At 66.9% G+C, this 16,317-nt stretch carries 16 protein-coding genes; 9 read left to right on the top strand and 7 right to left on the bottom strand.

Annotation, left to right across the window (positions count from 1 at the left end; genetic code table 11):
- Nucleotides 1-3: 3 nt before the first annotated feature.
- From sucD to QRT08_RS05665, 3 genes are all read right to left on the bottom strand, one after another.
- Nucleotides 4-873, bottom strand: coding sequence for a succinate--CoA ligase subunit alpha (sucD, locus tag QRT08_RS05675; protein WP_286044945.1), 870 nt, complete (start codon nucleotides 871-873; stop codon nucleotides 4-6).
- Nucleotides 870-2,015: an ADP-forming succinate--CoA ligase subunit beta gene (sucC, locus tag QRT08_RS05670; protein WP_286044944.1), complete on the bottom strand. Its 1,146-nt coding sequence runs from the start codon at nucleotides 2,013-2,015 to the stop codon at nucleotides 870-872. The genes sucD and sucC overlap by 4 nt, the downstream gene beginning before the upstream one ends.
- A 137-nt stretch (nucleotides 2,016-2,152) precedes the next feature.
- Nucleotides 2,153-2,860: a DUF2270 domain-containing protein gene (locus QRT08_RS05665; RefSeq protein WP_286044943.1), complete on the bottom strand. Its 708-nt coding sequence runs from the start codon at nucleotides 2,858-2,860 to the stop codon at nucleotides 2,153-2,155.
- Nucleotides 2,861-3,155: 295 nt separating this feature from the next.
- Between QRT08_RS05665 and QRT08_RS05660 the strand changes: the two genes are divergently transcribed.
- The 3 genes from QRT08_RS05660 (at nucleotide 3,156) to QRT08_RS05650 (ending at nucleotide 6,707) form a co-directional block, all read left to right on the top strand.
- A complete protein-coding gene (locus tag QRT08_RS05660) occupies nucleotides 3,156-4,778 on the top strand; it encodes an alkaline phosphatase family protein (RefSeq protein ID WP_286044942.1) in 1,623 nt (540 codons plus the stop codon).
- 160 nt (nucleotides 4,779-4,938) lie between these two features.
- Nucleotides 4,939-5,934: an ABC transporter ATP-binding protein gene (locus QRT08_RS05655; RefSeq protein ID WP_286044941.1), complete on the top strand. Its 996-nt coding sequence runs from the start codon at nucleotides 4,939-4,941 to the stop codon at nucleotides 5,932-5,934.
- Nucleotides 5,934-6,707, top strand: coding sequence for an ABC transporter permease (locus tag QRT08_RS05650; RefSeq protein ID WP_286044940.1), 774 nt, complete (start codon nucleotides 5,934-5,936; stop codon nucleotides 6,705-6,707). The genes QRT08_RS05655 and QRT08_RS05650 overlap by 1 nt, the downstream gene beginning before the upstream one ends.
- A gap of 200 nt (nucleotides 6,708-6,907) precedes the next feature.
- Here QRT08_RS05650 and QRT08_RS05645 read toward each other — a convergent pair whose 3' ends face one another.
- Nucleotides 6,908-7,309: a nuclear transport factor 2 family protein gene (locus tag QRT08_RS05645; RefSeq protein ID WP_286044939.1), complete on the bottom strand. Its 402-nt coding sequence runs from the start codon at nucleotides 7,307-7,309 to the stop codon at nucleotides 6,908-6,910.
- A gap of 247 nt (nucleotides 7,310-7,556) precedes the next feature.
- Here QRT08_RS05645 and QRT08_RS05640 point away from each other — a divergent pair, with 247 nt between their 5' ends.
- A complete protein-coding gene (locus QRT08_RS05640; RefSeq protein WP_286044938.1) occupies nucleotides 7,557-8,510 on the top strand; it encodes an NADPH:quinone reductase in 954 nt (317 codons plus the stop codon).
- 41 nt (nucleotides 8,511-8,551) lie between these two features.
- Here the strand turns inward: QRT08_RS05640 and QRT08_RS05635 are convergent, their stop codons facing one another.
- Together QRT08_RS05635 and QRT08_RS05630 are read right to left on the bottom strand one after the other, a co-directional pair.
- Nucleotides 8,552-9,154 (bottom strand): HalOD1 output domain-containing protein, encoded by a 603-nt coding sequence (locus QRT08_RS05635; protein ID WP_286044937.1) that lies wholly within the window; start codon nucleotides 9,152-9,154, stop codon nucleotides 8,552-8,554.
- Nucleotides 9,155-9,158: 4 nt separating this feature from the next.
- A complete protein-coding gene (locus QRT08_RS05630) occupies nucleotides 9,159-10,052 on the bottom strand; it encodes a DUF7504 family protein (RefSeq protein ID WP_286044936.1) in 894 nt (297 codons plus the stop codon).
- A 152-nt stretch (nucleotides 10,053-10,204) separates the two neighbouring features.
- Here QRT08_RS05630 and QRT08_RS05625 point away from each other — a divergent pair, with 152 nt between their 5' ends.
- The 5 genes from QRT08_RS05625 (at nucleotide 10,205) to QRT08_RS05605 (ending at nucleotide 14,964) form a co-directional block, all read left to right on the top strand.
- Nucleotides 10,205-10,906 (top strand): SDR family NAD(P)-dependent oxidoreductase, encoded by a 702-nt coding sequence (locus QRT08_RS05625; protein WP_286044935.1) that lies wholly within the window; start codon nucleotides 10,205-10,207, stop codon nucleotides 10,904-10,906.
- A gap of 93 nt (nucleotides 10,907-10,999) precedes the next feature.
- Nucleotides 11,000-12,106 carry a branched-chain amino acid ABC transporter permease gene (locus tag QRT08_RS05620; RefSeq protein WP_286044934.1) on the top strand — a complete coding sequence of 369 codons (1,107 nt, stop codon included), beginning with the start codon at nucleotides 11,000-11,002 and terminating at the stop codon, nucleotides 12,104-12,106.
- A complete protein-coding gene (locus QRT08_RS05615) occupies nucleotides 12,103-13,434 on the top strand; it encodes a branched-chain amino acid ABC transporter permease (protein WP_286044933.1) in 1,332 nt (443 codons plus the stop codon). Before QRT08_RS05620 ends, QRT08_RS05615 begins: the two co-directional genes overlap by 4 nt.
- Nucleotides 13,427-14,260: an ABC transporter ATP-binding protein gene (locus QRT08_RS05610; RefSeq protein ID WP_286044932.1), complete on the top strand. Its 834-nt coding sequence runs from the start codon at nucleotides 13,427-13,429 to the stop codon at nucleotides 14,258-14,260. Before QRT08_RS05615 ends, QRT08_RS05610 begins: the two co-directional genes overlap by 8 nt.
- Complete coding sequence (locus QRT08_RS05605; protein WP_286044931.1) at nucleotides 14,260-14,964, top strand: ABC transporter ATP-binding protein; 705 nt, start codon at nucleotides 14,260-14,262, stop codon at nucleotides 14,962-14,964. Before QRT08_RS05610 ends, QRT08_RS05605 begins: the two co-directional genes overlap by 1 nt.
- On the opposite strand, the gene QRT08_RS05600 is transcribed toward QRT08_RS05605, so the two are convergent.
- Nucleotides 14,965-16,215 (bottom strand): ABC transporter substrate-binding protein, encoded by a 1,251-nt coding sequence (locus QRT08_RS05600; RefSeq protein ID WP_286044930.1) that lies wholly within the window; start codon nucleotides 16,213-16,215, stop codon nucleotides 14,965-14,967.
- Nucleotides 16,216-16,317 lie beyond the last annotated feature (102 nt).

Raw genomic sequence — 16,317 nt, 5'->3', positions numbered from 1 at the left:
GATCTACAGCAGTTCCTCGACGGTGTCGGCGACCTCCTCGGGGGTGTCGCCGACGGGCACGCCGGCGTCGTTCAGGGCGTCGATCTTCGACTCGGCGGTGCCGGTCCCGCTGCCCGAGACGATCGCGCCGGCGTGGCCCATGCGCTTTCCGGGCGGGGCGGTCCGGCCGGCGATGAAGCCCGCGACGGGCGTGTCCATGTTCTCGGCGATGAACCGTGCGGCCTGTTCCTCGTCCTCGCCGCCGATCTCGCCGCACATCACCACGGCGTCGGTCGCGGGGTCCTCCTCGAACAGCGAGAGGGCGTCGACGAACGAGGTGCCGATGATCGGGTCGCCGCCGATCCCGACCGCGGTGGATTGGCCCAGCCCACGGTTCGTGAGGTTGTCGACGACCTGATACGTGAGGGTCCCGGATCGGGAGACCAGCCCGACGTTGCCCGACGAGAAGATGTTGCCGGGCAGAATGCCCAACTTGGCCTCGCCGGGGGTGATGAGACCGGGGCAATTCGGGCCGACGAGGTGGGTGTCGACCTCCGAGAGGCGTTTGTGGACCTTGCTCATGTCCTGTGTCGGGATCCCCTCGGTGATCGCCACCGCGAGATCCAATTCGGAGTCGAGCGACTCGAAGATGGCGTCCGCGGCGAACGCGGGCGGCACGAAGATAACGGATGCGTCAGCGTCCTCCTCGCGCACGGCCTGACTGACCGTGTCGTAGACCGGCACGCCGGCCACTTCTTGGCCGCCGCGTCCGGGCACCGCGCCCGCGACGACGTTCGTGCCGTACTCCATCATCTGTTCGGTGTGGAACTTCCCCTCCCCGCCGGTGATGCCCTGTACGACCACGCGGGTGTCCTCGTCGACTAAGATACTCATGCGTCTCCCTCCTGTGCGTTTTCGACGGCACGCTGTACCGCTTCTTCGAGCGTCTGTTCGACCTGTACGAGGTCGGCGTTCAGGATCTCCATGCCCTCCTCGGCGTTGGTCCCCGCCAGTCGGACGACCACGGGCTTGGGGATCTCCTCGAACTGTCCGAGGGCGTCGTTGATCCCCTTCGCGACCTCGTCCCCGCGGGTGATGCCGCCGAAGATGTTGAACACCACGCTGTCGACGTTCTCGTCGGAGAAGACCATGTCCAGCGCGTTGGCGATCCGCTCCGCCTTCGCGCCGCCGCCGACGTCGAGGAAGTTCGCGGGCTCGCCACCGTAGTAGTCCACGAGGTCGAGGGTCGTCATCACGAGGCCCGCGCCGTTGCCGATGATGCCGACGTTGCCCGAGAGGCGGACGTAGTCGAAGCCGTACTCGCCGGCCTTGCGTTCGAGGTCGTCCTCGTAGGACTCCTCCTCCATCTCGGCGAGTTCGGGCTGGCGAAACAGCGCGTCCTCGTCGATGTTCATCACGGCGTCGGCGGCGACGACCTCCCCACCACTGGTTACCATCAGCGGGTTGATCTCCGTGTCGGAGGCGTCCCGATCGTCCCACAGCGAGAAGAGCGTCGTGAGCACGCTCGAGACGTCGCTTGCGACCTCGCGGTCGATCCCGGCGTCGTAGACCGCGCGGCGGGCCTGGTACGGCTGGAGGCCGAAGGCGGGATCGACGTGCTCGCGGGCGATCGCGTCGGGGTCCTCCTCGGCGACCGATTCGATGTCCACCCCGCCCTTTTCCGACACCATCGCGACGGGTTTACCCTCGCCGCGGTCCATCGTCACGCCGACGTAGAGTTCGTCGGTGAAGTCGACGGCCTCCTCGACGAGCACGCGGTCGACGGTGTAGCCCTTGAGGTCCATCCCGAGGATGGCGTCGGCGGCCTCGCGGGCCTCCTCGTCGTCGTCGGCGAGTTTGATCCCGCCGGCCTTGCCGCGACCTCCCACCTGTACCTGTGCCTTGATCGCGACCGGATAGCCGATCGACCCGGCGGCCGAAAGCACTTCGTCGGTGCTCTCGGCGAGTTGCGAGTCGGGCGTGGGAATGCCCGCGTCGGCGAACACCGACTTCGCCTGATACTCGTGAAGCTTCATTGGTGACTCGAACGGAACTCCTGCGTACGGCGAGTTAGTAGTACCGAAAGTCGTCGCCTACGCCCATACGTGGGCGCGCGAGATCCCACGGAGGCGGCCGGTTCGAGCGGCGTATCGGCCGAACGGCCACCCGGTGATCACTCCTCGTCCTTCCACTCGCCGGCTTCCACCCCGTGGTACTCCCCTTTGGCCTGTCGGGGGGTCGGCCACGCCGTCACCATCAGGGCGGCGGCGTAGTACAGGAGGACGACGCCGACGACGATGCTTCCTGCGACGCCCGGCATCGCGGCGGTTTCGAACCACCGTTCGTCCGGGACGAAGAGGGTGATTCGGAACAGCCACGCCACGAGCAACACGCTCAACAGCAGGAAATACACCCGTCGCAGTCGCCGCGTCATCGCCTCCCGGGCCGAGACCTTGAGGGTCGGGTTGCGGAGGTCGTCGGCGAGTTCGGTTCGCCACTCCCGGCGGATCGCGGTCTCGGGGTTGAACGCCGTGGCGAAGACGTTCTCCTCGATCATCCGGACCCGGGATCGTGTGGCGTCGAAGGACCGATACCGCCTGATGTCGAAGAGGAGGAAGACCGACAGCGCTAGCATCCCGATCAACAGGAAGTACGGCGGGCTATCCGGCGAGGCGAACGACAGCGAGAGGACGGCGGCGATGACGGCGATGGCCCAGTCCGTCGTCAGGTCGAGTCGGTCGAGGCGCGTCGACATCTGTCCCACCTCCCCCCGGTAGTAGTGGGGGAGCAAGGAGAGGAAGTCCGCCGGTTCCGTCCCGGCTTTCGCAGCCACCTCACGCGCGTCGCGGGTTTCGGGGTCGAATCGATCGTTTTCCGCCATACGTCACGTTCGTCGCCATCGGATAAAGAGAGCACAGCGTCCCTGCCACCCGTCCCACGCCAAACCGACCGCGACCCCGTTCGACCTGCGGGTAACGTACCATCGCACAGTCTTGTCGGAGTACTGTTATATAAGACGGGTGTGATTTCTACCCCTCATCCGTCGCCTAAGGCCGGTTATAAATCATACGAAATTAGACGTTATCGCACGGCTAAACCCCGATCGGCGTCGTCGCATCGGGATGTTAGCGGATCTATAATAAGGAATGCGTCGGGTGTAGGTCACCCTGGTTGCAATGTCAACGGACCGTGGTGGGGACGTCGATACGTTGTTGATCGGTATCGACGCCTGTAGTCAGGGGATACTCGAACCGTTGTTCGAAGCAGAGAGGGTGCCGACGATCCAGTCGATCTGGGAGGCCGGCCCGAGCGGCCCGCTCGAGTCGCAGATTCCGCCGTGGACCGCGAGCGCGTGGCCCTCGCTGTACACCGGGACGAACCCCGGCAAACACGGCGTCTTCGACTTCCTCACGTACGACGGCTACGACTGGGGCGTGGCGAACGCGAGCGCCGTCGACGAACACTCGCTGTGGGAACTGCTCGACTACCACGGGAAACGAAGCGTCGTCGTCAACGTCCCGATGACCTATCCGCCGAGCGGGATCGACGGCGCGGTCATCCCGGGCTTTACCGCTCCCGAGAACCCGCCTTCGCACCCCGAGGGGATCCTCGAGGAGGTCCGCGAGGCGATCGGCGAGTACAAGGTGTACCCGACGCCGGGCGGCGAGGCCGAGGCCTTCGAGGAGTACGTCGACTCCGTGCGGATGCGAAGCGACGCCTTCCTCTACCTCGCCGACCGGTTCGAACCCGACTTCGGGTTCGTCCAGTTTCAGGTCACCGACACGGTCTTTCACCAGTACGGTTACGAGGAGGACCTGGTCGCGGAGATCTACGAGGCCGTCGACCGCGAGATCGAACGGATCCTCGAGGCGACCGACCCGACCGTCGCGCTGCTGGTGAGCGACCACGGCCTCGGCAAGTACGAGGGGAGCGAGTTCCGCCTCAACACCTTCCTCAGAAACCACGGCTACATCGAGACGACCCGCAGCGCTGCGGGGATGCCTTCCTGGCAGACCGTCCGCGAGCAGTCGCTCAGGAAGGGCGAGGAGAAGACCGAACGCGAGCCGACGCTGCTCGAACGCGGGGTCGCGACCGCCGCGAACTTCGGGATGACCACCCATCGGGTCGCTCGCGCACTCGAGCGCGTCGGGCTCGACGACCTCGCGAAACGCCACGCGCCCGCGGGCATCGTCAAAGCATCGGACGAGCAGGTCGACTTCGCCGAATCGACGGCGTACATGCGCTCGCGCGTCGAGACGGGCGTCCGGATCAACCTCGCGGGGCGCGACCCCGAGGGCGTCGTCCCCCCCGCGGAGTACGAGGACCTTCGTGAGGAACTGATCGAACTGCTCTCGGACGTTCGCGCACCCGACGGCGAGCGCGTCTTCGAGGACGTCGCGCGCGTCGAGGAGTACTTCGAGGGGCCGAACGTCGAGCGCGCGGTCGACGTCATGACCGTGCCCAACGACTGGAACTACTTCCTCTCGGCACAGCTCCGCGAGGACCTCTTCGCCCCGCCCTCGGAACCGTGGAACCACAAGCTCGACGGCGTCGTCATGGCGACCGGCCCCGGGATCGACGCCGATGCGGACCTCGCGGGTGCACACCTGCTGGACGTCGCGCCGACGGTGCTCTCCGCGCTCGGGGTGCCGAGAAGCGACCGGATGGATGGCGAGCCGCTCGCGCTGGTCGCGACGAGCGACGAGACGACCTACCCCGACCACGAACGGGGTGTGCGAGAGACGACCGCCGACGGGGACGTCGAGGACAGACTGGCCGACCTGGGCTATCTGGAGTAGCGATAGTAGTCATTGAACGGCAACGCACACACGCTTTGCGAATACACGGCCAGCGCCCCGCGGGCGCTGGCCATCGGCTGCAAGCGGTGTGTGAATGGGTTCAACGACTACAATATCCGCATCCGTCGCGCTTTATCGTCGCGAGCACTTCCGTCCGACAATGACGCTGGCGATAGAAGCGACGGGACTCGAAAAGGAGTACAGCGACGTCCGGGCGCTCGATGGCCTCTCGCTGTCGGTCGAGGCCGGGGAGTTCTTCGGCCTCCTGGGTCCGAACGGTGCGGGCAAGACCACGTTCATCAACACGCTGGTCGGGCTGGTCAGGAAGACCGGCGGCGAGGTGACGGTCTTCGGAAACGACGTCGAGGACGACTACCGCGCGGTGCGCGACAGCATCGGCCTCGCGCCACAGGAGTTCAACGTCGACCGGTTCTTCCCGATCCGCGAGGTGCTGATGCACAAGGCGGGCTACCACGGCGTGAGCGGAGAGGAGGCCGAACGTCGCGCGAACGAGGCGCTCAAGCTCGTCGGCATCTACGACAAGCGCCACACCCGATTCGACTGGCTCTCGGGCGGGATGAAACGCCGACTGCTCCTGGCACGCGCGATCGTGACCGATCCCGACCTCCTGATCCTGGACGAACCGACAGCGGGCGTCGACGTCCAGTTGCGCCACGATCTCTGGGAGGTGATCAACCGGCTGAACGACGAGGGGACGACGATCCTCCTCACTACCCACTACATCGAGGAGGCCGAACGCCTCTGTGACCGCGTCGCGATCATGGACGCGGGTCGGAAGGTCACGGTCGCCACCCCCGAGGAGTTGACCGAGCGGGGAAGCGATACCGTCACCGTAGAACTGCGTGACCCGCCCGCGAGCGCGCCCACGATCGACCGCGGGGTCGAGGGCGTCGAGGAGGTCCGACTGGAGGGAGGTCGGCTCGTCGTCCGCGTAAACGGCGCTGGCGGACGGGTCGCCCCACGCCTGCTCAACGGCCTCGAAGCGCGGGGCCACGAGATCACCGACATCGAGATCTCTCGAACGTCGCTGGAGGAGATCTTCGTCGAACTCACCGAGGGCCAGCGCGGGGCTAGCGGGGCCGATGGGAGCGACGGGGCCGACGAAACCGCCCGCCTCGCGGGGGAGGCGCGCTGATGGTCGTCAACCCGCTTTCGGCCCGGTTCTACACGCTGCTCGAACGCGAGGTCCAGCGGTTCGTCCGGCGGCCGTGGAACACCTTCCTCCCGCCGATGATCACGAACGTGCTCTACTTTTCGGTGTTCGGCGTCATCCTCGGGACGCGCATCGACTCGATTCAGGGCTTCTCGTACATCCTGTTTCTCCTGCCCGGCCTCGTCGTGCTCGGCGCGATCTCGAACGCCTTCGAGAACGCCTCCTTCTCGATCTTTCACGGCCGGTGGAACGAGTACATCCACGAGACGATCACCTCGCCGCTCTCGTACACCGAGATGGTCGTCGCCTACGTCCTCTCGAGCGCTTCCAGAGGAATCGTCGTCGGGATCATCATCGCGGTCATCGGCGCCTTTTTCACGCCCGTGGGAATCGAGCGACCGCTGTATCTCGTCGCGTTCATGCTCGTCGTCACGCTCCTGTTCGCCGCCCTCGGCGTCGTCGGCGGGCTGGTCGCCGAGGACTTCGACCACCTGACGGTGATGAACCAGTTCATCCTCCGCCCGCTGGTCTTCTTCGGCGGCGTCTTCTACTCGCTCGAGATCCTGCCGCCGCTGTGGCGGACCGTTTCCCTCCTGAATCCGATGGTCTACATGGTCAACGGCGTGCGCTACGGCTTTCTGGGCTACTCCGACGTCGACCCGAACGCCGCGCTGGCCGTCCTCGTGGGACTGACGCTAGTCGTGAGCGCCGTCGACGTCGCGCTGTTCGCGCGGGGGTACGGGCTGACCGACTGAGGCAGATCGTACTCCCTTTCCGATCTTCGCCGATCCGGCGACGGGATACGGAATCGGTCCGTCGCCGTCCGACTTCGTCGAATTTCATCGGATCCGATGGAAATACGCGTACTGGATACGGAGGATATCTGCAGTAGACCGATCCCAACCGTCGGATACTCGTTCGTTGGGCTCACTACTGAGAGCGGAGAAGACGAGGCCTACGACTCGAATGCCTGCTGCATCACGACGGTATCAGTATAGTTGGTGAACCGCTGGAGTTTGCCGTCTCGGAGTTCACAAATGTGTGCGAATGGGACCTCGTAGTCCCGTCCGGATTCCGTGGTGATCATGAAGTTGCCCTCCACGACCACCGTGTCACCGCGGTCGATGAATCGATCGGGGTCGGCCTCGAAGCGGTCGAGGGTATCCGGAATGGTCCCGAACACGTTCTCCAGTATCTCATCGGGACCGTGGTGCGTACCCGCGGCAGGGTCGCCTTCGGGCTCGGTCCAGGTGATGTCGTCGGTCCACCCGTTCAGGACTGCTTCGGTGTCTCCTCGGTTAAATGCGGCGTACAACTGCTCCAGCGACTCGACGTTTTTGGGTTGTTTGATCGCCATGACGGCCACCTCTTATCTAGACGCGCACGGAGGAGATAGCATTGTTCTCTTTAAATCGGTTACATTCGACGAACGAATAACGGATTCGGGATGTTCACGGGTTCGCTCCCACGGGTGTGCGAAATACGCGCCCTGGACGCAGTACGTCCGAAGGAACACATCATCTTCGATGAGTCTCGACAGGACCACCCGCTTTCGTGGATGCCGCTACGGGTAGCGCTTTGTCCCCTCGGAACAATCCTTCGCCATGCGTGCGGTACGATACCACGACCACGGCGGACCCGAGGTACTGGACGTAGAGGAACTAGAGCAACCCGAACCGGGGGGGCACGAACTGCTCGTGCGGGTCGAGGCCGCGGGGGTCAACCCCGTCGACACCTACTTCCGCGAGGGGTCGTTCCAGCCCTACCAGTTGCCGATGACGCCCGGGTCGGATTTTTCAGGTATCGTCGAGGAGGCGGGCGACTGGACGCCCGGCTTCGAGGCGGGCGACCGCGTGTTCGGCACCGGCCTCGGGCGGGACCACCAGGGAACCTACGCCGAGTACGCGCTCGTGCCCACCGACAGGGTCGCCCGACTCCCCGAGAACGTCGCCTTCGACGCCGGCGGCGGGGCGGGCGTCGCCGCCGTCACCGCCTGGCGCGCGCTGATCGACCACGCGGGGCTCGAACCCGCCGAGACCTGCCTGATCCACGGCGGTTCCGGTGGGGTGGGCCACGCCGCCGTCCAACTCGCGGCCGCGACCGGCGCGGACGTCGTGACGACCGCCTCGCCCGACTACCACGACGCGTTGGCCGACCTCGGTGCCGACGCCGTCTTCGACTACGCGCGCGACGACCTCGAAGACGCAGTCGGGGAGTACGAGCCGTCCGTGATCCTCGATCACCGACTCGACGAGTACCTCGACTTCGACGCGGCGGTCGCCGCGCAGGGCGCGCGCGTCGTCGGGATCGGGAACACGGCCCCGCAGGCGGGCTGGGAGAACGTGCCCGCCGCGCGGGCGAAGGAACTCCGGGTACACCTGATGAGCATGTTCAACACGCCCGACCTCTCGGCTCGCCTCGAACGGGTGGCCCGGCTCATGGAACGGGGCGACCTCGGGATCCGCGTCGAGCGGAGCTACCCCTTGGAGGAGGCGGACGAGGCCCAGCGCGCGGTGCTGGGAGAGAGCTTCCTCGGAAAACTGGTGATCGAGCCGTAGAATCCCCCGTCGGATCTTCGTGGACCCGACGAAAACCCCTCTCAGTCGCCGACGTAGTACCACATCGCGTTGCCCTTCGCGACGTCGGGACAGGCGCCCAGTCCGGGTTTGACGATCGTCTCCCACCAGCCGCCGTCGGGGATCGCGTACTCGCCCGGATAGCAGGGATAGACCTCGCGGATGAAGTCGCTGCGCCGTGCGCTGCCCTGGCTCTTGAGGTACGAGTACGACGCGAGGATCGCCCGCCTTCGCTCGGCCTGTTCGGTGCCCGTTCCCGGGATGTAGCGGTCCTCGACGAGCCTGCGGATGCGGTCGGGGACGTCGCGTTTCGGTCGCCGGGGACGGTCGGTTTCGACGACGATCCGGCCGCTCCCGTAGACCTCGACCGCACAGTCCTTGTAACGAAACGAGAGGGAGTCGTCGTCGGCCGCGTCCCCGACGTGCGAGCGGATCGAGTCGGTGTCGGCGACCGATTCCAGCGGTGGGACGAGGTCCATCGGCGCTTCGTCCCTCGCCGCGGCGATGGCCGTCGTGACGGAGACGACGGGCGAGGTGTCGGAGGCAGGTGGGTGGTGGGTTTCGTGGGCGTGGTAGTTCTCGCCTCCGTCGCCGTCCGACCGTCCGATGGGATCGTCCTGTGACATGGTCCTACTCCTCTCGTCTGCCCCGCCGGGAGAGCAGGGCGTCGACGAGCGTCGGTTCGACCGCGAGTTCGGCCGTTCGACCCGTCCAGTCGACCGTTACCAGACCGGCGTCGGCCAGTTTCGGCAGACTGGCGTGATAGAGGTCGATCGCGACGAGACGCGCGTTCGCGGGTTCGTGGCCCTCGGGGTGGCGCGCGTTCTCGCCCGCGGCGACCCGCCCGGCGATCGTCTCGATCGAGAGGCGCTCCGCCGAGCGAAGCACCCGGAGCACCCGCTCCTCGCGCGAGTCGGCCACGGCGGCCTCCTCCTGATCGGCCTCGACGACGCGGTCGAACGCGTCGCCCACCAGCGAGAGCGTGTGGTCGTCGTGGTCGCGGGGATCGACCCGCGCGTAGGCGATCGCGCCGGTCATCCGCAGGCGTTTCGCGAGCGCCTCGATGAAGGAGACCGTGCGCTTCGTCCCGACGTGTTCGATCACCGGCGTCAGCGACTCGATCCAGATCACCGTCTGCTCGTCGGTGTGGAGCCACTCTGTGATGTAGAGGTTGATCGCGGTGTAGAGTTCGGCCAGATCGCTCGGGCGCTCGACCGCCGTCAGCGGGAGGTCGACCCCCTCGTGGGCCGGGCGCTCGGGGGTGGTCGCCGGGTCGATCGGCGTCCCGATCCGGATCGCGCCGGTCTTGACCGGCAGTTCGCCGAGTTGCCCCTCGCAGGCGTCGACCCACTCGAGCGGGTCCAGTCGCGTCGTGATCGCCAGGACGTTCATCGTTCGCGGGTCGCGCTGGTCCCAGATCGGGCCCCACGTCTCCTCGGAGGGCCCACGGAGCAGCACCGTCGCCGGGCCGTCGTCGTCCTCCCCGATCCCTCCCGGTGTGACGGAGTGTGAGGTCTGCGTCATACTCGCCCGTCGAGGGCGAACGGCAAGTAACTTGCCGTTCACGCCCCGGTATCGGCCCCTGAACAGGTCAGTTCGCGGAGTTCCCACGAGCGGGGCGTTCGACCCCCGACCCACCGGTCGGCTTTATCCGCGTGGCCGTCGAATCGGAGGACATGTCCGCGAGTTTCGACTTCGACGGGCGGGTGGTGCTGGTGACCGGCGCGTGTGGCGCGCTGGGCAGCGCGGTCTGTGCGGCGTTCGACGACGCGGGCGCGACCGTCCACGCGACCGACGTGGTCGACATCGACAGCGACGACTCGCTACTCGATCCCGACCGCGTCGAGTTCCACCGGGGGGACCTCACCGACGAGGGCGACGTCGAGTGCGTCGTCGAGGCGGTCGCCGACTCGGCGGGTCGCCTCGACCACCTGGCGAACGTCGCCGGCACGTGGATGGGCGGCCAGCCGATCGACGAAACGGGGGTAGACGAGTTCGAGACGCTGCTGAACGTGAACCTGAAGACCGCCTTCCTCGCGTCGAAACACGCCCTCCCGCACCTCCGGGAGACCGAGGGCGCGATCGTCTCCGTCTCGGCCCGCGCCTCCCTCGAAGGCGGCGAGGGCGACGGCCCCTACCGGGCGTCGAAGGCCGGTATCAGGCTCCTCACCGAGACGCTCGCCGAGGAAAATCGTGGCACCGTCCGGGCGAACTGCGTCATGCCGAGCGTGATCGACACGCCCGCGAACCGCGAGATGATGGACTACAGCGAGGAGTGGGTCGACCCCGCCGACATCGCCGAGGTGTTTCTCGTCCTCTGTAGTGACGCGACGGGACCGACGAGCGGCGCCGCGATCCCGGTCTACGGCGAGGCCTGATTCGCTCAGGTAGCGTGATACGTTTCGTCGCGGCTGGTCCGCGCCGCCGTGGCGTGAACTATATTACCGGTGAACGTATCATGTCGAGTAGACATGAGTACTGTTGACGTAAGGCGATTGTTTTCATCTCTCACGGTCGAGCAGCTCTTCGGGGGGGTCCTGCTGGGCGGCTGTCTGCTGTTGGTCCTCGACCTCGTCCGCCGGCTCGTCGTCGGCGACCTCGCGGTCGGGACGTTCACGACCTTCCTCTGGCGGGGGATCGTCGACGGGTTGCTCATCGGACTCGCGGCGATCGGGCTGTCGATGACCTACAGCATCCTCCGGTTTGCGAACTTCTCGCACGGCGACCTCGTCACCACGGGTGCCTTTACCGGCTGGACGGTCGCCTACCTCGTCGGCGGCGCGGGCGTCGCGGAACTCGGCAGTCGGCTGTTGTTGCGCGCGGACGGCCGGGCCCAGCCGGGCGACCTCGGAATGCACGTGTTCGCCGAGCCGCTGGCGATCGGTCTCGGGCTGGTCGTCGCCGCGGTCTCGACCGTTTTGGTCGCGCTGTTGATCGACCGTCTCGTCTACCGGCCCATGCGCGACACCGGCGGGATCCCCCTGCTGATCGCGAGCGTCGGCGTCGCGCTCGTGCTCAGGTACGTCATCGCGTTCATCTACACGTCGAGCACGCGCGGGGTCACCGCGAGCGCCCCCCGGCTCGAACACGAGCTGATCTTCTGGACGGGATCGCTCAACGTCCACCAGCTGACGATGGTCGCCGCGGCGCTCGTGTTGATGGTCGGCGTCCACCTGCTGCTCCAGCGGACGAAACTCGGGAAGGCGATGCGGGCGATGGCCGACAACAAGGACCTCGCGCTGGTGACGGGCATCCCGACCGAGCGGGTCGTCCGGGCGACGTGGGTGATCGGGGCCGGCCTCGCGGGCGTCGCGGGCTACCTCGTCGTGCTCGACCGGGGGACGATCACCTACAACCTCGGGTGGTTCCTCCTCCTCCTCATCTTCGCGGCCGTGATCCTCGGCGGGATCGGCTCGATCTACGGCGCGATCGCGGGCTCGCTCGTCATCGGGCTCGCCATCAACGTCTCGCTGGTGTGGATCCCCTCGGACATGAACGAGATCGCCGCCTTCGCGCTGATGATCCTCGTGTTGATCTTCCGCCCGCAGGGGCTGCTCGGGGGGGTACAGACCGCATGACCGCCCGGGACGCGATCGGGCGGCTCTTCGAACCGGGCGACCGCCCGCGATGGCAGGCCGACCTCCTGTTGATCGCGAAGATCGTCCTCGTCATCTACGCCGTGTTCGTCGTCTTCGGGCTCGTGTTGGGTCTGAGCGTCAACGGCGTCGTCAGCACGCTCCGTCGGGTGACGTTCTTCGCCGCGGTCTACGCGCTGTTGACGCTCGCGCTCAACCTCCACTGGGGCTACACCGGCCTGTTCAACATCGGCGTCGCCGGCTTCATGGCCGTCGGCGTCTACTCGATGGCGATCCTCACCGCCTCGCCCGACGCCTCCCCCGGCGGGTTCGGCCTCCCGCTGTGGGTCGGCGTCCTCGGCGGGATGGCCGCCGCGGCGGTCGTCGGCCTGATCGCGGCGCTGCCGGCGCTCCGTCTCCGGGCGGACTACTTCGCCATCGTCACGCTCGGATTCTCGGAGATCGTCCGTCTGAGCCTGCTGTCGGCGTCGCTGCGCGAGTTCGAGGTCGCCGGCCGCGAACTCGGGACGGGTGGCGGCAGCGGCATCACCTTCACGGGCACCCAGTCGATCGTCGACTGGCTGTTCTACCCGGGGGGCGACCGCCGCGCCGATCCGACCGTCGTCGGCGAGTTCCTGTTCGGCGTCGGCGACCTCCTCGGGGTCCAGTCGACCGTCGTCAGGAGCGGCATGTACACCGTGTTATTGCTCGTCTGTGTCGTCGCCCTCTACGCGTTGCTCTCGCGGATCGCCTACTCGCCGTTCGGCCGCGTTCTCAAGGCGATCCGCGAGGACGAACTCGCCGCTCGATCGCTCGGAAAACCCACCGACCGCGTCAAGATCAAGGTGTTCATGCTCGGCTGTGCGCTGATGGGGCTCGCGGGCATGCTCTGGCAGGGCGGGCGCGGCTTCGTCACCCCCGAGTCGTTCATGCCGATCCTCACGTTCTACGTCTTCGTCGCGCTCATCGTCGGCGGCTCCGGGTCGAACACCGGGAGCGTCATCGGCGGGTTCGTCTTCGCCGCCGCCCTCTGGGAGGGACCCCCCTTCGTTCAGCGGATCGTCCGCGCGAACCTCGACGCGCGCGCCCCGCCGACGATCTACGACGCGGCCGTCGAACTCGGCTCGCTCGATCCCCTTCCCCTGCTCGGCTACGCCGTCGGCAACGTCGACCAGCTCCGGTTCATGATCGTCGGGCTGGTGTTGATCCTGCTCATGCTCTGGCGGCCCGACGGCCTGCTCGGCCACCGCACGGAGACGGCGGCCGCGACGGACCTCTCGAAACGGCCGACGACGGCGGCCGCGGCCGACGGGGGCGAGACCGATGAGTGACGCCACGTCGAGCGAGGAGGCGGCCGCGTCGACTCCCGTCGATGGGGCGTCCACGAACGACGTCCCGCTTCGCGTCGAGGACCTCCACAAGCGCTTCGGCGGCATCGTCGCGGTCGACGGGGCGAGCTTCAGCGTCGAGCGCGCCTCGATCACCGGGTTAATCGGCCCCAACGGCGCGGGCAAGTCGACGACGTTCAACTGCATCACCGGCGTCCACAAACCCGACTCGGGCCGGGTGCTGTTCGAGGGCGAGGACATCACCGGTCTCGCCCCGCATCGGGTGGCCAACAGGGGGCTGGTCCGCACCTTCCAGATCGCCCGCGGGCTCCCCGAGATGACCGTCCTCGAGAACATGATGCTCGCGCCGAAGGGCCAACTCGGCGAGTCCCTCTGGCGCTCGGTGGTGCCCGGTGCGCGCCGGGGCGTGATCGAACAGGAGGAGGAACTCAGAGAACGGGTCTGGGAGACGCTCGAACTGTTCGAACTCGACCACCTCGCCGGGGAGTATGCGGGCAACCTCTCGGGCGGTCAGCGAAAGCTCCTCGAACTCGCGCGCGCGCTGCTCACCGACCCCGAGATGCTCCTGTTGGACGAGCCGATGGCGGGGGTCAACCCCTCGCTCGAACGGAAACTGCTCGATCACATCCACGCGCTCCGGGAGGACGGCTACACCTTCCTGCTGGTCGAACACGACATGGACGTCATCATGGAGAACTGCGAGCACGTCATCGTGATGCACCAGGGGACCGTCCTCGCGGAGGGCGCTCCCGAATCGATCCGCGAGGACGAACGGGTCATCGAGGCCTATCTCGGGGGTGGCGTCTGATGGCGCTGCTCGAGGTCGCGGACCTCGACGCGGGCTACGGCGACCTTCGGATCCTCGACGGGGTCGACCTCGAAGTGACCGAGGGCGAGTACGTCGCCATCGTCGGCCCGAACGGCGCGGGCAAGTCGACCGTCATGAAGTCGGTCTTCGGGCTGACGACCTACATGGGCGGGTCGATCCGCTTCGCGGGCGAGGAGATCAGCGGTCTCCGGCCCGAGGAGATCATCACCCGCGGCGTCGGCTACGTCCCCCAGACCGACAACGTCTTCCCGTCGCTGACGGTCCAGGAAAACCTCGAGATGGGGGCGTACATCCTCGAGTCGATCCCCGAGGAGCGTCTGGACGACGTCTACGAGCGGTTCCCGATCCTCGAGGAACGAAGTACGCAGAAAGCGGGGACGATGAGCGGCGGCCAACAGCAGATGCTCGCGATGGGACGGGCGCTGATGCTCGATCCCGACCTCCTGTTGCTCGACGAACCCAGCGCCGGCCTCGCGCCGGACCTCGTCGCGGACATGTTCGACCGCGTCGACGCGATCAACGGCGACGGGACCGCCGTGTTGATCGTCGAGCAGAACGCGACGGAGGCGCTCAAACGGTGTGATCGCGGCTACGTCTTGGTTCAGGGGGCGAACCGCTACGAGGACTCCGGCGAGGCGTTGCTCGGAAACGAACGGGTGAGGCGGGACTTCCTCGGCGGGTAGCTACTCGGCCTCGAACTCGACGGTCTCGGTCGTCTGGACCCCGCCGTCGGCGAACTCGAAGATCTCGTACGTGACCGTCTGCATGTCGCCGTTGTCGTCGAAGTCGACGGGACTCGAGGCGCCCTGATAGTTGACCTCCTCGCCGTCCGCAACCATCGTGATCGCCTCCTCTAAGTTGCTCGGGCCGACATCCTCGCCGTCGGGATTGGCGACCGCACGCATGTTGTCGCGGATCGCGGTCCCGTCGTTGTCGCCGGCCGCGACGTTCGCGAGGATGAGCACCGCGGTCGCGTCGTACGCCTGTGCGGTGAACACGCCGGGGGCGCTGCCGAACTCCTCCTCGAAGAGGTCGGCGAAGAAGTCCTCCTCGGGCCCGGCCGCCAGCGGCGCGGTCCCGACGACGTTCTCCATCGGGTTGTCGACGTTGCCCGGCAGCGACCCCGCGCGCAGGCCGTCGGTCACCATGATCGTCTCGCCGCCGTCGAAGTCGGCGTAGTAGTCGCGGAAGATCTGCTCGCCGCTGGCGGGGTAGCCGATCACGATCAACACCTCGGGGCCGCCGCCGAGGGCCTCCTGAAGGATCGACGTATAGGAGGGCTGTTCGGCCTCGAAGGCCACCTCCGCAGAGACCGATCCGCCGAGTCCCTCGAAGGCCTCGACGAACGAATCCGAGAGCTGTTGGCCGTAGTCGTTGTTCAGGTAGAACGTCGCGGCGCTCGAAAAGCCCAGATCCTCGGCGCCCACCTGCGCCATGACCTCGCCCTGGAGCGCGTCGCTCGGCGCGGTCCGAAAGAGGAAGTCGTCGTCGTCGAGGTCCGTGATCCCCGGCGCGGTGCTGGCCGGCGAGCACATCACGACCCCGTTCGGGACGGCCACCTGCTGGGCGACCGGGATCGTCACGCCCGAGGAGGCCGCACCCGTGATCGCGGGATAGCCCCCGTCGACGAGCGCCTGTGCGGCGCTGATGCCCGCCTCGGGGTTCGTCTGGGTGTCCTCCTCCTGTATGTCGATGGTGAACGGGATGTCCGTCCCCTCGAGTTGCGTTCGGGGGAGGACCGCCGCGTCCCGGATCGGACCACCCAGATCGCCGAGGTCCCCGGTCGTGGGCTGTAACACCCCGACCATCACGTCCCGGTCGCCGCCGTTCCCGTTCCCGTTGCCGCCGTCACCGCCCAGACAGCCCGCGAGACCGACCACGCCCGTGGCCCCGATTCCCTTGAGTACGTTCCGCCGGTAGGTGTGTGTTACCATATCCGAGGTTATCCACCCATTCCTCATAAATGTTAGCTTTTTTATATCATCGCGATGGGCGGCGGAACGGAGATTCGGCGGGTACGTGTCGCTCCCCATGTA

The sequence above is a fragment of the Halalkalicoccus sp. NIPERK01 genome, from assembly GCF_030287405.1.
GTDB lineage: Archaea > Halobacteriota > Halobacteria > Halobacteriales > Halalkalicoccaceae > Halalkalicoccus.
The sequence above is the reverse complement of the archived record's forward strand: the minus strand, read 5'-3'. Positions and strand labels throughout refer to the sequence as shown.

Bases quoted from the DNA above. Each gene is read 5' to 3' on its own strand.
- sucD (WP_286044945.1), bottom strand. From the start codon at position 873: ATGAGTATCTTAGTCGACGAGGACACCCGCGTGGTCGTACAGGGCATC.
- sucC (WP_286044944.1), bottom strand. From the start codon at position 2,015: ATGAAGCTTCACGAGTATCAGGCGAAGTCGGTGTTCGCCGACGCGGGC.
- QRT08_RS05665 (WP_286044943.1), bottom strand. From the start codon at position 2,860: ATGGCGGAAAACGATCGATTCGACCCCGAAACCCGCGACGCGCGTGAG.
- QRT08_RS05660 (WP_286044942.1), top strand. From the start codon at position 3,156: ATGTCAACGGACCGTGGTGGGGACGTCGATACGTTGTTGATCGGTATC.
- QRT08_RS05655 (WP_286044941.1), top strand. From the start codon at position 4,939: ATGACGCTGGCGATAGAAGCGACGGGACTCGAAAAGGAGTACAGCGAC.
- QRT08_RS05650 (WP_286044940.1), top strand. From the start codon at position 5,934: ATGGTCGTCAACCCGCTTTCGGCCCGGTTCTACACGCTGCTCGAACGC.
- QRT08_RS05645 (WP_286044939.1), bottom strand. From the start codon at position 7,309: ATGGCGATCAAACAACCCAAAAACGTCGAGTCGCTGGAGCAGTTGTAC.
- QRT08_RS05640 (WP_286044938.1), top strand. From the start codon at position 7,557: ATGCGTGCGGTACGATACCACGACCACGGCGGACCCGAGGTACTGGAC.
- QRT08_RS05635 (WP_286044937.1), bottom strand. From the start codon at position 9,154: ATGTCACAGGACGATCCCATCGGACGGTCGGACGGCGACGGAGGCGAG.
- QRT08_RS05630 (WP_286044936.1), bottom strand. From the start codon at position 10,052: ATGACGCAGACCTCACACTCCGTCACACCGGGAGGGATCGGGGAGGAC.
- QRT08_RS05625 (WP_286044935.1), top strand. From the start codon at position 10,205: ATGTCCGCGAGTTTCGACTTCGACGGGCGGGTGGTGCTGGTGACCGGC.
- QRT08_RS05620 (WP_286044934.1), top strand. From the start codon at position 11,000: ATGAGTACTGTTGACGTAAGGCGATTGTTTTCATCTCTCACGGTCGAG.
- QRT08_RS05615 (WP_286044933.1), top strand. From the start codon at position 12,103: ATGACCGCCCGGGACGCGATCGGGCGGCTCTTCGAACCGGGCGACCGC.
- QRT08_RS05610 (WP_286044932.1), top strand. From the start codon at position 13,427: ATGAGTGACGCCACGTCGAGCGAGGAGGCGGCCGCGTCGACTCCCGTC.
- QRT08_RS05605 (WP_286044931.1), top strand. From the start codon at position 14,260: ATGGCGCTGCTCGAGGTCGCGGACCTCGACGCGGGCTACGGCGACCTT.
- QRT08_RS05600 (WP_286044930.1), bottom strand. From the start codon at position 16,215: ATGGTAACACACACCTACCGGCGGAACGTACTCAAGGGAATCGGGGCC.